The organism is Clostridium paraputrificum (assembly GCF_900447045.1).
Classification (GTDB): Bacteria; Bacillota; Clostridia; order Clostridiales; family Clostridiaceae; genus Clostridium; species Clostridium paraputrificum.
The window spans coordinates 241,879-256,187 of record NZ_UAWH01000014.1; the positions used below are offsets into that span (position 1 = coordinate 241,879).

General features: G+C 30.4%; 14 protein-coding genes and 1 riboswitch. Of the genes, 10 read left to right on the plus strand and 4 right to left on the minus strand.

Going from position 1 to position 14,309, the window contains the following annotated elements:
* Positions 1 to 129: 129 nt before the first annotated feature.
* Positions 130 to 510: a DUF4363 family protein gene (locus tag DR024_RS06260; protein ID WP_027099786.1), complete on the minus strand. Its 381-nt coding sequence runs from the start codon at positions 508 to 510 to the stop codon at positions 130 to 132.
* The gene (locus DR024_RS06265; RefSeq protein WP_055254204.1) at positions 495 to 1,253 is read right to left on the minus strand and encodes a YetF domain-containing protein; all 759 of its coding nucleotides are present in this window, start codon (positions 1,251 to 1,253) and stop codon (positions 495 to 497) included. The genes DR024_RS06260 and DR024_RS06265 overlap by 16 nt, the downstream gene beginning before the upstream one ends.
* A gap of 142 nt (positions 1,254 to 1,395) precedes the next feature.
* On the opposite strand from DR024_RS06265, the gene DR024_RS06270 reads away from it, so the two are divergent.
* On the plus strand, positions 1,396 to 3,045 hold the full coding sequence (locus DR024_RS06270) for a nucleoside kinase (protein ID WP_111918344.1): 1,650 nt from the start codon (positions 1,396 to 1,398) through the stop codon (positions 3,043 to 3,045).
* 195 nt (positions 3,046 to 3,240) lie between these two features.
* Here DR024_RS06270 and DR024_RS06275 read toward each other — a convergent pair whose 3' ends face one another.
* On the minus strand, positions 3,241 to 3,720 hold the full coding sequence (locus DR024_RS06275; RefSeq protein WP_055254202.1) for a hypothetical protein: 480 nt from the start codon (positions 3,718 to 3,720) through the stop codon (positions 3,241 to 3,243).
* A 129-nt stretch (positions 3,721 to 3,849) separates the two neighbouring features.
* Between DR024_RS06275 and sdaAB the strand changes: the two genes are divergently transcribed.
* From sdaAB to recQ, 4 genes are all read left to right on the plus strand, one after another.
* On the plus strand, positions 3,850 to 4,530 hold the full coding sequence (gene sdaAB / locus DR024_RS06280) for an L-serine ammonia-lyase, iron-sulfur-dependent subunit beta (RefSeq protein ID WP_027098783.1): 681 nt from the start codon (positions 3,850 to 3,852) through the stop codon (positions 4,528 to 4,530).
* Positions 4,530 to 5,411 carry an L-serine ammonia-lyase, iron-sulfur-dependent, subunit alpha gene (sdaAA, locus tag DR024_RS06285; RefSeq protein WP_027098782.1) on the plus strand — a complete coding sequence of 294 codons (882 nt, stop codon included), beginning with the start codon at positions 4,530 to 4,532 and terminating at the stop codon, positions 5,409 to 5,411. The genes sdaAB and sdaAA overlap by 1 nt, the downstream gene beginning before the upstream one ends.
* A gap of 28 nt (positions 5,412 to 5,439) precedes the next feature.
* A riboswitch (TPP riboswitch) is annotated at positions 5,440 to 5,547 on the plus strand.
* A 246-nt stretch (positions 5,548 to 5,793) separates the two neighbouring features.
* The gene (gene thiW, locus DR024_RS06290) at positions 5,794 to 6,297 is read left to right on the plus strand and encodes an energy coupling factor transporter S component ThiW (protein WP_111918346.1); all 504 of its coding nucleotides are present in this window, start codon (positions 5,794 to 5,796) and stop codon (positions 6,295 to 6,297) included.
* Between the two features lie 49 nt (positions 6,298 to 6,346).
* Positions 6,347 to 8,107 carry a DNA helicase RecQ gene (gene recQ, locus DR024_RS06295; RefSeq protein ID WP_027098780.1) on the plus strand — a complete coding sequence of 587 codons (1,761 nt, stop codon included), beginning with the start codon at positions 6,347 to 6,349 and terminating at the stop codon, positions 8,105 to 8,107.
* Positions 8,108 to 8,240: 133 nt separating this feature from the next.
* On the opposite strand, the gene DR024_RS06300 is transcribed toward recQ, so the two are convergent.
* Positions 8,241 to 8,447, minus strand: a complete 207-nt coding sequence (locus DR024_RS06300; protein ID WP_027098779.1) for an alpha/beta-type small acid-soluble spore protein — start codon at positions 8,445 to 8,447, stop codon at positions 8,241 to 8,243.
* A 301-nt stretch (positions 8,448 to 8,748) separates the two neighbouring features.
* Here DR024_RS06300 and DR024_RS06305 point away from each other — a divergent pair, with 301 nt between their 5' ends.
* From DR024_RS06305 to DR024_RS06325, 5 genes are read left to right on the plus strand one after another with little or no spacing between them, the layout of a single operon-like run.
* Positions 8,749 to 10,671, plus strand: coding sequence for a PrkA family serine protein kinase (locus DR024_RS06305; RefSeq protein WP_111918348.1), 1,923 nt, complete (start codon positions 8,749 to 8,751; stop codon positions 10,669 to 10,671).
* Between the two features lie 6 nt (positions 10,672 to 10,677).
* Positions 10,678 to 11,850 (plus strand): sporulation protein YhbH, encoded by a 1,173-nt coding sequence (gene yhbH, locus DR024_RS06310; protein ID WP_027098777.1) that lies wholly within the window; start codon positions 10,678 to 10,680, stop codon positions 11,848 to 11,850.
* A gap of 2 nt (positions 11,851 to 11,852) precedes the next feature.
* Positions 11,853 to 13,235, plus strand: coding sequence for a SpoVR family protein (locus DR024_RS06315; protein WP_111918350.1), 1,383 nt, complete (start codon positions 11,853 to 11,855; stop codon positions 13,233 to 13,235).
* A 51-nt stretch (positions 13,236 to 13,286) separates the two neighbouring features.
* Positions 13,287 to 13,823 (plus strand): rubrerythrin family protein, encoded by a 537-nt coding sequence (locus DR024_RS06320; protein ID WP_065254842.1) that lies wholly within the window; start codon positions 13,287 to 13,289, stop codon positions 13,821 to 13,823.
* A gap of 17 nt (positions 13,824 to 13,840) precedes the next feature.
* Positions 13,841 to 14,287: a hypothetical protein gene (locus DR024_RS06325; protein WP_065254841.1), complete on the plus strand. Its 447-nt coding sequence runs from the start codon at positions 13,841 to 13,843 to the stop codon at positions 14,285 to 14,287.
* Positions 14,288 to 14,309 lie beyond the last annotated feature (22 nt).

The window sequence follows — 14,309 nt, forward strand, 5'->3', positions numbered from 1 at the left end:
AAGCATAGAAATTTAATTGTCTGTAAATAAAAGGAGTTATTACGATTTCATAACCTTAAGTAAGAAGGGGATAGATATTTTGGAGCTTGCGACGGAACAAGCAAAATAAATATCCATCCCATTTTTTTATTAAAATATATTTTGTATATTAGGAATATTAATATCTATAATATTTTCAGCTAAATTTTCCACAATTTCATTTGAGACTAAGCTTTCAGTTATATCTTGAGATTTTATGTAAGTACATAATCTTGTAGCTTCACTTAGAATATTGTCTACCTCGCAATGATTAACATATACAGCAGCTATCTTCTTACTTTCTTCTATTTCTTCAATGACATTTAATGCAGTAAGATATGCAGTATCCCAGTCCTTATTTTCTATGCACACTCTTATTTCATCATTAGATTCTATAATATCATAACATAATTCATTTAAGGAATTATTAGCATAAAATACAAAGCCGAATAAACCTAAGAAAGCAATAACAGATATTATTGTATTTCGCATTTACTACACTCCTTTTCATAATCATCATATAGTTGATATTGAAATTTCCCCTTTGTATCATATAGGGCTAGTAGAACATCTTTAATTGAATGAATGTTATGATTTCTAAGCACTTTTTTTACCCATTCTTCATCTTTCCCCAATGTAGTAAGGGCGTTTTTATTTACCTTACCATCCATAACTAATATTTTAGGTAACATTGGTTCTTGATTTGATGAAGAACTACTGCTATCTTTTTTTGCAGGCGTTGATACAGAAGCATCACTATCACTTTTTTGAGTGCCACCACCGCTAGATGATTGGCTAGTAGGTAATATAGAAAGTTGACCGTTATTTTCTAATATAGCGTATTGAATTTCATTTAAATCAAAGTATCCTGATAAACGAATTTCTTCCATTAGTTCATCAATATTAATTTGCTGCTTTTTAATACCTAAAAAATTAATCTTACCTTTAAATATAAGTATTGTTGGTTCACCATCTATTATCTTTCTAGCAAATTGGCTTTTTAGCTGAAGTTGAGATAATAAAGTTTTCATAAGTAGTAATGTAATTATTGGAATTATTCCAAGAAGTAAAGGGAATTTAGTATCCTGCATTGGAAGAGCAGCTAAATCTGAAATCATAATAGTAATAACAAATTCATAAGGTTGAAGTTCTCCAATTTGTCTTTTGCCCATAAGCCTCATCACAATTACTACTAGTGAATAAAGAATTGCGGTTCTTATAAATACTATGAACATAATAAACACCTCTCGCACATACTATTTGTAAAAACAATATTAAATATTCACGAAAATAATGACTTTTTTGAACAATATGTAGAGAGGTGTATAATAATACTAATGAAAAAATCAAAGGATTTGTAAGAAGGGAGAGAATTATATGAATTACTTAAATCTTACTATTGGGAATAAAAAAATTAAGGTGAAAAAAGGTACTACTTTTAAAGATGTTGTAAAAGAATATGCTATAGATAGCTTAGTAGTTTTATGTGAGTTAAATGGAGATTATTATGAATTAGCTATGGAAATACCAGCTGATGGAGATATAAAGTTAATTGATGCAAATAGTGAAATAGGATGGAAGATATATTCAAGAACTCTTCAATATATCTTTATAAAGGCTACTCTAGATATTTTTAAAGATGCAATTATTAAAATAGAGCATTCTATTTCAAAAGGAACATTTGGTGAGATTTATAAAACTCAACCTTTAAATAAAGAAGATATAAATAAAATAAGAAAACATATGGAAGATTTAATTGAGAGAGATATTCCAATAAATAAAGTTCAAGTATCTAAGGAAGAAGCAATAAAGATATTTGAAGACTATGGAATGATGGATAAGGTTAAATTATTAAAGCAAGTTGATTTAAAGACGGTTAAGTTATATGAATTAGATGGAAGATATGATTATTTTTACGGACAAATGGCATATTCAACTGGAATAATAAAGGCCTTTGACCTTATACCATATGCTCATGGTTTTGTTTTAAGAAATCCTACAGAAGAGGATGTTACAGTATTACCTGAGTTTAAGGAGCAAAAGTCATTAGCTAATATTTTTTATGAGACAGAAAGATGGTTGGATATACTTGGAGTAGGGGAAGTTGGAAGTCTAAATGAAAAGATTATAAGTAAAGGACTTACCAATTTAATTTTAGTTTCTGAAGCACTACATGAAAAGAAAATAGCTTATTTAGCAGATAGTATTTCAGCAAAGAAGAATGTAAAGGTAGTTTTAATTGCTGGCCCATCTTCTTCTGGAAAAACTACTTTTGCGAATAGGCTTGGAATACAACTAAGAGTTAATGGGCTAAATCCAATACCAATATCTTTAGATGATTATTTTGTAGATAGAGTTCATACTCCAAGGGATGAAAACGGAGAATATGATTTTGAATCAATTGAATCTATTGACTTAAAGTTGTTTAATAAAAATCTAAAATATCTTTTAGATGGTAAGGAAGTAGAGATCCCAAGTTATAATTTTAAGACAGGAAGTCGTGAATGGAATGGTCATAAACTAAAATTACCTGGAAATGGTGTAATTATCGTTGAAGGAATTCATGGATTAAATCCATCATTAACAGATGCTATAGAAGATGATAAAAAATATAAAATATATATATCTGCCTTAACTCAATTAAATCTTGATAACCATAATAGAATTGCAACAACAGATGTAAGAAAAGTTAGAAGAATAGTTAGAGACTATTTATCAAGAGGTTATGGAGCAGAAGAAACTTTAATGATGTGGCCTTCAATTAAAAGAGGAGAAAGAAAAAACATTTTTGTATATCAAGAGGAAGCTGATGCAATGTTTAACTCAACATTAGTATATGAATTATGTGTATTAAAACCATATGCTATAAAAGAACTTGAGAAAATAAAGCCAGGTAGTCCGGTGTATAATGAAGCTGTGAGGTTAAGATCATTTTTAAACTTCTTTAAAGAAATTGAATTCAGTGATGTGCCAGAGAATTCCATCTTAAGAGAATTCATTGGAGGAAGTTGTTTTTATAAATATTGAAGAGAGGTTGCTAAGTAACTTCTCTTTTTAAATAGCTTAATCTTAATAATAAAAATAATATTATTTTTATTATTAAGAAAAGAAATTTTCTTATAATAATTCCCCAAAATATATATTTATATAAATATGTAAATATACAACAATAAAAAAGAGAATCCTTGCTATAGATTCTCTTTTATCAGTATTAATATTAAACTATCTACTTAACTTTTTAACTGCAACATTTTTATTTTCTAATTTCTCTATTAGATAATCAATATCTCCAGCTTTAAGAATATAAGATAACTTTTTCGCTTTATCATTAAATTCAAAGGAGATAATTTTTTGGGGAGAACCTTTGTCCCATTTAACAGTTACGCACCTTATGCTCTCATATTTAAATTTATTATTAAATAGAACCATGCTATCTCTAGAAAACATTACTAGATTAAAGACAAAAGAAACAAAAAGCAAAACAAAAAATAAAATTATTCCTATAGTTGTAGTTTCAACAACAGACATATATAAAAGTAGTAAAGCAGCACAGAAAAAGTTCATTTTATCTTTGAAAAATATTTTAAGATGTAACTCTCTTTGATTTCCATAAAAATCACATATGTTTAATAAGAAATATAAAGCAAATAATATTCCTAGGAAGATTGCAAAACCAAAAATTATATTAAGAATAATGTTCATAAAAAAATCCCTTTCATTGTTGTGGGGGGAATAAATTCCATAAATTAAGTATAGCAAAATAAAGATTGATAATACAGATAAAATTACTTAAACTAAAAGTAAAATAACTAATGATTAAGGAGAGGTTTTATGAAGAGCGTAGGCGTTTTTGATATTTTAGGTCCTATAATGGTTGGTCCATCAAGTTCTCACACTGCAGGAGCTGCAAGACTTGGAAAAGTAGCAAGATCTGTAGCTAATGGTCCCTTAAAAAGCGTAAAGTTTTTATTGCATGGTTCTTTTGGGAAAACCTATAAGGGACATGGAACAGATAGAGCATTAGTTGCTGGAATACTTGGAATGGAGCCTAGTGATATAAGATTAAGAGAGTCTCTAGAAATTGCTAAGAGAGAAGGGTTAGAATTTGAATTTATAGAAACAGATTTAGGAGATGCTCACCCAAATACTGTTAAGTTTATTATGGAAACTAAGAAAGGAAATTACTGTGAAGTTATAGGTTCTTCCATTGGTGGAGGAAGTATACAGATAACAGAAGTAAATGGCAATAAGGTGGAATTTACTGGAGATTATCCAACATTAATAATATCTCACCAAGATGTACCTGGAGCAGTTTCTAATGTTACCTCGATACTTTATAAAGAACACATAAATATTGCTTTTATGAAGGTTTTTAGAAAGCAAAGAGGTAAGGGTGCTACAATGGTATTTGAAGTAGATAATAGATTAAACGATGATGTAATAGATGAAATTAAAGGGATAGATTCTATAAGTAGAGTTATTAGAATAAATCCAGTTAAGGAGGAGGAATAATGGATATAGCAAGAAGTGGAGAAGAACTTTTGAAAATTTGCCAAGAGGAGAATATATCTCTTAGCGAATATGCTATAAGATATGAAATAGAAGATAAGGGAATATCAAGAGAAGAACTTTTTGAAAAGATGAGAAAAAATCTACATGTTATGATAACATCTGCTAACGAGGGAATGGAAAAAGAAGTTTATTCAGTTAGTGGTCTTATAGGTGGAGATGCATATAAATTAAAAAAGTATCTTGAAAAAGGAGAAACATTAACAGGGGATACTATGGTATTAGCCATGGCTATGGCATTATCCTCATCAGAAGTAAATGCAGCTATGGGGAAAATTGTAGCATGTCCTACTGCAGGTTCTTGTGGAATATTACCGGCAGTTATTTTAGCAGCAGGAAAAAGATTAAATAAAACAGAAGATGAAATGATAGAAGGATTATTTGCATCAGCAGCTGTGGGAATGATAATAGGTATGAATGCAACACTAGCTGGAGCAGAAGGTGGATGCCAAGCAGAATGTGGTTCAGCTTCAGCAATGGGAGCAGCAGCTGTAGTAGAAATGATGGGTGGTACTCCTAAGATGAGTTTAGATGCAGGTGCAATAGTACTAAAGAATGTACTTGGACTAGTATGTGACCCAGTTGCTGGATTAGTTGAAATACCATGCGCAAAAAGAAATTCTTCGGGAGCTATTAGTGCTTTATGTACAGCTGATTTGGTTATGGCAGGTGTAGAATCAAAAATACCTTTTGATGATGCAGTTTCTGCAATGTATAAGGTAGGTAAATCTCTTCCAGCATCATTAAGAGAAACTGCTTTAGGTGGAGTTGCTATAACTAAAGCAGGATTAATGCTAAAAAAGAAAGTTTACGGAGAAGAGTAAAACTGGTAAGATAAAAGTGAAAATTACATAAATTTACTAGGGGAGCTAGTGCTCTGGCTGAGAATGGAAAGAAAGTTCCTAAACCCTTGAACCTGATATGGTTAGAACCATCGTAGGGAAGTGATAAATTAAAAATATAAAAGTTTATTTGCGTGGCCCTATTAGGCTACGCTTTTTTATTCTTTAGGAAAGTAGATTTATTATTAATTGAGGATAACTTCAACAATTTGGCTATATATTCGCTAATTTATGCCTAAAGAATTAAAAAAATTATATGAGATTGGTCTTTTGCTCACATGCTTTTCTTAAAGCAGAGTGTGATGAAAAAATCGAAGACTCGGTAAGTTTATATTGACGATTTTTTTACGAATTGGAGGTAAATATGGAGAAAAAGGGATCATCAAAAAAATTAGCATTAAGTGGTGTGCTTATAGCAATAGCAACTATATTGGGAACTTTTTCAATTCCTATATTTGGAGCAAGAATGTCCCTAGTACAACATTTTGTAAATGTGGTTACAGCTGTTACATTAGGTCCAGGATATGCTTTAGGAAATGCATTTATAGCTTCTACCCTTAGAAATATTTTAGGTACTGGCAGTCTTTTAGCCTTTCCAGGGAGTATGATAGGAGCATTTTTATCAGGTGTTTTATATAAAAAGTTTAATAATATAAAAGCAGGATTATTAGGAGAAATAATTGGGACAGGCTTTATAGGGGCCTTAGTTGCATATCCCATTTCAACTTTAATCTTAGGTAAAGAAGTTGCACTGTTTGCTTATGTTATACCATTTTGTATTAGCTGTATAGGTGGAGGAATAATAGCTTATACATTTTTAAAGATATCAACAGTTAGAAAAGTTTTGTTCTCTTTTTTTATTGATTAAAATATTGTAAAATGGACAATAGTAAAGAAATATAGAAAGAGGTGAGTATTTGAATATCAAAGATACAGCTTTATATGCATTAAAAAAATTTTATGGATATAATAGCTTTAGACCAGGGCAAATGAACATAATTTTTAATATTCTATCTAAGAAGGATGTTTTTTGTATAATGCCAACAGGCGCTGGTAAGTCAATTTGCTATCAAATACCAGCCTTAATAATGAATGGTGTTACCTTAGTAATATCTCCTTTAATATCCTTAATGAAGGATCAAGTAGACTCCCTTAAGGAGAATGGTATTACTGCTACATATATAAATAGCACTCAAAGTATGGAGGAAATAAAGGATATACTTAAGGATGCATCTTTAGGTTTATATAAATTAATATATATTGCACCAGAGAGATTAGAGTCTAAAGTTTTTGTTCAAATGATAAGAAATTTACATATTTCGCAGGTGGCGGTAGATGAAGCACACTGTGTTTCAGAATGGGGACATGATTTTAGAATTAGTTATAGATATATAAAACCTTTTGTGGATTTGTTACCTAATAGGCCAGTTATATCTGCATTTACAGGTACTGCTACAGATGAAGTTAAAGAGGATTCTATGAATCTTTTAGGACTAAGAAATCCAATAAAATATGTAGGTGATATAAATAGAGAAAATCTTTCTATTAATATTTTCAAAGAAGAGGATAAGTTAGAAGGAATTAAGGATATTATAAGAGAGCATGAAGATGAATCTGGAATAATATACTGTTTGTCTAGAAAAGAAGTGGAAAATTTATATACTTATTTAAGGGAGTATGGGTATAATGTATCAATGTATCATGGAGGGCTAGAAGATTATGATAAGGAAAAAGCTCAAGATGATTTTTTATTTGAAAGAACAAATATTATGGTAGCTACTAATGCATTTGGTATGGGAATAGATAAATCAAATGTAAGATACATAGTTCATTGTACAATTCCTAAAAATCTTGAATCTTATTATCAAGAAATTGGTAGAGGGGGAAGAGATGGGGAAGCTTGTAAGTGTTATCTTTTTTATAATAGAGATGATATACGAAGAGTAGAGTTTATATTAAATAAAAGTAGTGGGTTTAAACGTAAGGAAATTGCCTTAAGAAAACTTCAGTCTATGATAGACTTTTGTGAAGAAGATGGTTGTTATAGAGCATTTTTATTAAAGTATTTTAATAAGGAATGGTCTAGAAATTATTGTGGAAATTGTAGTAATTGCCTGGGAAATGATGAAGTAAGGGACTTTACTAGGGAAGGACAAATTATTTTGTCAACTGTATATAGAACCCGTGAAAATTACGGTATATCAGTATTAATTGATATTTTAAGAGGTATAAAAGGACCTAAAATAATAGAGAAAAACTTAGACAAAATAACAACTTTTTCGTTAATGAAGGACTATAGTTCATCATTTATAAAAGCTATAATTAATGAAATGCTTACACAGGGATATGTTAGCTTAAAGGAGGGAACATATTCTATGTTAAAGTTAAATAATAAATCTATGGATATACTTTTAGGTAAAGCAGACATGTACTTATTAGTAAAAGAAGATGAAAAGCCTATAGATGAAGAATTATTCCATAAATTAAAGCTTTGGAGAAAAAGTAAGGCTATTAAAGAAAATATTAAACCATACATTATTTTTTCAGACTCATCACTTATATCAATTGTAAATCGATTACCAAAGAGTATTGAAGAATTACTCCAAGTTAGAGGTGTTGGTGAGAAGAAAGTAGAGAAGTATGGAGATGAAATTCTGAAATTACTATCTAATGAATAAATAGGAGAGAAGTTGGTAAACAACTTCTCTTTTTGCTTACCTATAGTAGGAGTGGGGGATATTTGTTTCCATGTGACTTGGAACTTTCCACGGAACAAACAAAATAAATATCCTCCCTACCTTTTTTGTTATATTATTTAAGTGAATTTTCGTATTGTTGAACCATTCTCTTAACCATTTCTCCACCGACACTTCCATTTTGTTTAGAAGTTAGGTTACCCTTGTCAGTATTTTCATAGTCTTGTAATCCAAAACTTGAAGCTACTTCATTTCTAAAAGTATTTAATCCTTTTTTAGCTTCTGGAACTAAATTTCTGTTACCACTATTGTTTGAAGACATACCTGTCTACCTCCTTATATTTAAAAAGATTGTACAAATATTGTACAATCTTATGTTGTCCATGTAGCGAAAGAATAAACTATGAATATGTATCCTTTTACGGTTTTAGTATACTAATTTACATATTTAATGAAGTATAGGTGTTTACTGTAAGTTTATAAAGGTAAATTAGTTTTCATTTAGGAATAAATTATTTGTGAAAAAAGTTATATTAATAGTCTTATTATTCATTAAAAATTCTTTGATAGGAATACTCTATAACTTTTGGTGAATATATTTTAAGTAAAAGGAGGGAGTGCATATGAACTTCAAAGAATTTATAGAAAGCGATAGAGAGGCTAGAAACAAGCAGAAATTTGAAGGGAATTTTTTGGATTATCTTGAAATTATAAAGTCAAATCCTGATATTGCTAAACTAGCGCATAAAAGAATGTATGACATTATAGTAGGCAAAGGGGTTGAATTACTAAAAGCTGAAGAGAATCCCAGGGTTAAAAAGATATATGGTAATGAAACTATAAGAAAATATGATTTTTTTAAGAATGATTTTTATGGAATAGACAAGGTTATTATGAAACTTGTTAATTACTTCAATTCTGCATCTATGAAGGGAGAAGAATCTAGGCAAGTTCTTTATTTAGTTGGGCCTGTTGGAGCTGGAAAGTCATCTTTAGTTGAAAGCTTAAAGAAGGCATTGGAAGAAGCTAATCCTATATATGCTCTTAAGGGTTGTCCGATGCATGAAGAACCACTACATCTAATTCCTAAACATTTAAGACCAAAATTTGAAGAACTATTAGGAGTACAAATAGAAGGAGATTTATGTCCTGTATGTAGATATAGGTTAATGCATGATTACAATGGGAAGTATGAAGAGTTTCCTGTGGAAACAAAGACTTTCTCAATAAGATCAAGAAAGGGTATTGGAGTAGTACCACCAGTAGATCCTAACAATCAAGATACATCTATATTAACAGGTTCAATAGATATTTCTAAAATGGACATGTATGCTGAGGATGATCCAAGAATTTTTTCTCTAAATGGTGCCTTTAATGTTGGTAATAGGGGGCTTGTTGAGTTTATAGAGGTATTTAAAAATGATGTTGAATATCTTCATACAATAATTACAGCTACTCAAGAAAAGTCTGTGCCATCTCCAGGAAAAGGATCGATGATTTATTTTGATGGACTTATAATTGCTCATTCAAATGAAGCAGAATGGAATAAATTTAAATCAGATCATACCAACGAAGCTATTTTAGATAGAATAGTAAAAATAGAGGTTCCATATTGCTTAGAGTTAGATGAGGAAATGAAGATTTATCAAAAAATAATTAAAAAGAGTAACTTTAAAGCACATATAGCTCCACATACAATTGAGGTTGCTGCTATGTTTGCAATTCTTTCAAGACTTTCTCCATCAACTAAAGTTGATCCTATGACAAAGTTAAAAATTTATAATGGTGAAGAAATTGTAGAAAAGGGAACAACTAAGAGAATAGATATTATGGAGCTTAGAGAAGAATCAGGAACTTATGAGGGTATGAAGGGGATATCAACTAGATTTATTATAAAAGCAATAGATAATGCATTATCAAACTCAGAGTGTGACTGTATCAATCCATTAAGCATAATGGAGAGCATAATAAAATCAATTAAGGAGATGGATATTGGAGCTGATGATAAGAAGAAGTATCTAGGATTTATACAAGACACTATTAGGAAAGAATATAACAAGATGTTAGAGAAGGAAATTACAAAGGCCTTTATTCATTCATTTAGAGAACAGGCTGAAAGTCTTTTTAATAATTATATAGATAATGCAGAAGCTTTTGTTAATAAGAGTAAAATAAAAGATACTTCTACTGGTGAAGAATTAAATCCAGATGAAGAGTTTATGAGAAATATTGAAGAGCAAATAGGAGTTTCTGAATCTTCTAGTAAGGGATTTAGGGCAGATGTAACCTCATATATGTTCTATCTAGTAAGAAGCGGGGCAAAGATAGATTATACATCCTATGAACCATTAAAAGAGGCTATAGAAAAGAAACTTATAGCATCAGTAAAGGACCTTTCAAGAATAATAACTAAATCTAGGGTAAGAGATAAAGAACAGGCAGAAAAGTACAATGCAATGGTAGAGGAAATGAAGAATAATGGATATTGTATGCATTGTTGTGACGTTATCTTAAAGTATGCTGCAAATAATTTGTGGAAGGATTGAAACTAGATGGCAATCTTTAGAGATAATAGTGAGAATGCAGTAGAACACGATAGGTCCATAGAAGATAGAAGAAGACATAGGCAGCTAGTAGAAAAGTCTATAAAAGAAAACTTAGGAGATATTTTATCAGAAGAAAGTATTATAGGGGAAGGTAAAAATAAAAAGTTTAAAATTCCAATTAGAGGAATAAAGGAATATCAATTTGTTTACGGAAAAAATTCAAAAGGAGTAGCTTCTGGTACGGGGGAAGAAAAAAGAGGGGATAAAATAGGTAGTGGCAAGCCACAAGGAGCAAATGGAAAAGGTGGAGCAGGAAATAGAGAAGGAGAAGACATATATGAAACGGAAATAACATTAGAGGAACTTCTAGATTATATTACTGAAGACCTAGATTTGCCAAATTTAGATAAGAAAAAGTACTCTGAGATTGTTACTGAAAGTTCAGGTAAAAAGAAGGGGTATCAGAGATATGGAATTAATCCCCGTTTAGCAAAAAAGAAGACTGTTATGTCTAAAATTGCTAGAAAGCAGGGTAAAAAGAGAGCGTTAGCAGAAGAGGGGGTAGAAATAGAGATAGAAAGGTTCCCTTTTAGAGAAGAGGATTTAAGGTATTATAGAGTAAAGAAAAAGCCTAAAAGAGAAAGTAATGCAGTTATGATATTTATCATGGATGTATCAGGCTCTATGGATAGTACTAAAAAATATTTAGCTAGATCTTTTTTCTTTGTATTATCTAAATTTTTAAGACGTAAATATAATAATATTGCTTTTGAATTTATCTCTCATACAACTGTAGCAAAGAGGGTAGATGAATATGAGTTTTTCCACAAAGCAGAATCTGGTGGAACCTATATATCTAGTGGGGTAAGACTAGCTTTAGATTTAATAAAAGAAAAGTATCCACCAGAAGTGTGGAATATTTACCCTGTTTATGCTTCAGATGGGGATAACTGGACAGAAGATAATGAAAGAGCAATGAAAGCAGTAAAAGAATTATGTTCAGTAAGTAACATGTTTGGATATGCAGAGCTATTACCTTCTACTTACTCTACAACTATGTATTATAGGTTTTTAAAACAAATAAATGAAGAAAACTTTATACCTGTAATAGTTAAAGAAAAAAAGGACTTATGGGAGGCGTTAAAGTTAATGCTTAGTAAGGAACTAAAGGAGGAGTAGGCTTGGAATATGTTTTAAAAGATTTAATTGAATGGAATGAGGTTATAGAAAGTAAGGCTAAGGAGCTTGGCTTAAATTTCTATCCTCAAGAATTTGAAATTATAGGGTTTAACGAAATGTTAGGATATGAGGCATACGTAGGTATGCCTTCTAGGTATCCTCATTGGAGCTTTGGTAAGTCTTATGAAAAAAATAAAACACTGTATTCCTTTAATTTAACAGGTTTACCATATGAAATGGTAATTAACTCTAATCCTTGCTTAGCATACTTAATGAGAGAGAATACTCTTCCCTTACAAATACTAACTATGGCACATGTATATGGTCATAATGACTTTTTTAAAAATAATAGACTTTTTAAAGAGGGAACTAGAGCTAAATTAGCATTAGAGGTGTTTAAGCTTGATGGAGAAATTATTAGAGAATATATTAATGCTCCAGGAATAGGGTATGAAAAAGTAGAAAGAATTTTAGATGCTGCTCATGCAATAAGATATAACATAGGTAGAGTAATTGGAAGAAAAGAAATTACAGATGAGGAAATACGAAAGAATAGAATAGATGATTATAAAAAGGCTATTGAAAATAAAAGTATACTTGATATGGATATGGTAATAGAAGAACCTATTTTAGATAAGATTCCTTTAGAGCCTTATGATGATGTTGTAGGGTTTATTATTAAATATGGAAAGTTAGAAGAGTGGGAAAAGGATATTGTTAGAATAGTTAAAAGGGAAACTGAATATTTTATGCCACAAATAGAAACTAAGACTATGAATGAAGGTTGGGCAAGCTATTGGCATTATAATATTTTAAAGAGCTTAGATTTACCAGAGGGATTACATTTTGAGTTTTTGAAAAGGCATAATGATGTGGTTGCTCCTATATTAGGGGGATTAAATCCATACTATGTAGGCTTTAAAATGTTTGAAGATATAGAAAGAAGGTATGGAAAAGATAAGATATTTGAAGTTAGGGACATGGAAAGAGATGCTTCATTTATAAGAAGATATCTAACACAAGAATTATGTGAGGAGTTAAATTTGTTCCAATATGGTAAAAAAAGTTTTGATTATGTAATAGAAGAAGTATCAGATGAAGGTGGTTGGAAAGAAATTAGAGATAATTTAGCTTTTACTGCTGGATTAGGATCAATCCCATATATAAGAGTGACAGATTTAAATACAAGAGACCTTACCTTAACGTTAGAACATGTATATGATGGAAGAGAGCTAGAGGCAACTTATGCAAAAGAAACATTAAAGTATGTTCAACAGTTATGGGGATATAAGGTTAGATTGTTAACTAAAAATAAAGACAATAAGGAATTCTATATTAACTGTGATGTAGATAAAAAGATAACAGTAACAGAGAGTAACAAATAGATAGAGAAATGAATAATTTATAGATGAGTAAGAAATACTTAGGAGAATAAAATGAATCTTAAAGGTAGTGAAACTGAAAAAAACCTTTATAAAACATTTGCAGGAGAATCAAGAGCAAATACAAAATACTCACTGTATGCTGAACAGGCAAGAAAAGAAGGATATAGATGGGTAGCAGAGATATTTGAAGAAACTGCAGGAAATGAAAAGGCTCATGCTAGAGAAGTGTTAAAAAAGTATCTTTGTAAAATAAATAATACAGAAGCTAACCTTAGGGATGCTGCAAAAGGTGAAGCACAAGAAGCAAATAGAACTTATAAAGATTTTGAAAATGTAGCTAGAAAAGAAGGCTTTTATGATATCGCAGATTTTTATAAAGAGCTCCAAGAGACTGAAGAAGCCCATGAAGAAAGATTTATAAAGTTAGCAGATAAGATAAAAGAAGATGAGATATTTAAGAGTATAGGTCCTTCATTATGGCAATGTATGAACTGCGGTTATATACATGAAGGAACAGAAGCACCTAAAAATTGTCCTTTATGTAATTATCCAAAGTCTTACTTCAAACCTTATTGTAAAGTTAAGTAATTCCTAGGAGGAGAATGATGTATTATAATTTACCAGATAAATATTTTTATCCAGTAGTAGAAAAAGATGATTTAGAATTTGAAGATAACTTATTTAGGTCTATGGATGTAGAAGCAGGTGAAGAGAAAGAAAAAAGAGAAGTATTGGATTCAACTGAAGGTAATGAAGTAGTTGAAGACAATGAAGTAAATGTAGTAAGTGAAAGAGAAGAAAATGGTTCTAATATAGACATAAAAGAGGAAGGAGTTATAGAAGAACCTGTAGGGGAAATGAGAGGAGAAGAAGAAACAGAAGATAGTACTGAGGATAGTATTTTGGAAGAGGCGGATGAAGAATATTCTTCAAGTGAACAAGAAGAAACAAGAAGTAAAGACATAATTGAAGATGTAGAAATAGTAGAAGATAATGAAGCAGAAGTAATAGAAATTTCTGAAGAAGAAGAAGAAAAAGTTGTAGAAAGTTAATAGTTAAATTTAGAGAGGTGTT

Coding starts and splice junctions, on each gene's coding strand:
- DR024_RS06325 (WP_065254841.1), top strand. CDS start 13,841: ATGTATTATAATTTACCAGATAAATATTTTTATCCAGTAGTAGAAAAA.
- DR024_RS06270 (WP_111918344.1), top strand. CDS start 1,396: ATGAATTACTTAAATCTTACTATTGGGAATAAAAAAATTAAGGTGAAA.
- DR024_RS06265 (WP_055254204.1), bottom strand. CDS start 1,253: ATGTTCATAGTATTTATAAGAACCGCAATTCTTTATTCACTAGTAGTA.
- DR024_RS06305 (WP_111918348.1), top strand. CDS start 8,749: ATGAACTTCAAAGAATTTATAGAAAGCGATAGAGAGGCTAGAAACAAG.
- DR024_RS06275 (WP_055254202.1), bottom strand. CDS start 3,720: ATGAACATTATTCTTAATATAATTTTTGGTTTTGCAATCTTCCTAGGA.
- DR024_RS06320 (WP_065254842.1), top strand. CDS start 13,287: ATGAATCTTAAAGGTAGTGAAACTGAAAAAAACCTTTATAAAACATTT.
- sdaAA (WP_027098782.1), top strand. CDS start 4,530: ATGGATATAGCAAGAAGTGGAGAAGAACTTTTGAAAATTTGCCAAGAG.
- thiW (WP_111918346.1), top strand. CDS start 5,794: ATGGAGAAAAAGGGATCATCAAAAAAATTAGCATTAAGTGGTGTGCTT.
- DR024_RS06300 (WP_027098779.1), bottom strand. CDS start 8,447: ATGTCTTCAAACAATAGTGGTAACAGAAATTTAGTTCCAGAAGCTAAA.
- yhbH (WP_027098777.1), top strand. CDS start 10,678: ATGGCAATCTTTAGAGATAATAGTGAGAATGCAGTAGAACACGATAGG.
- DR024_RS06260 (WP_027099786.1), bottom strand. CDS start 510: ATGCGAAATACAATAATATCTGTTATTGCTTTCTTAGGTTTATTCGGC.
- sdaAB (WP_027098783.1), top strand. CDS start 3,850: ATGAAGAGCGTAGGCGTTTTTGATATTTTAGGTCCTATAATGGTTGGT.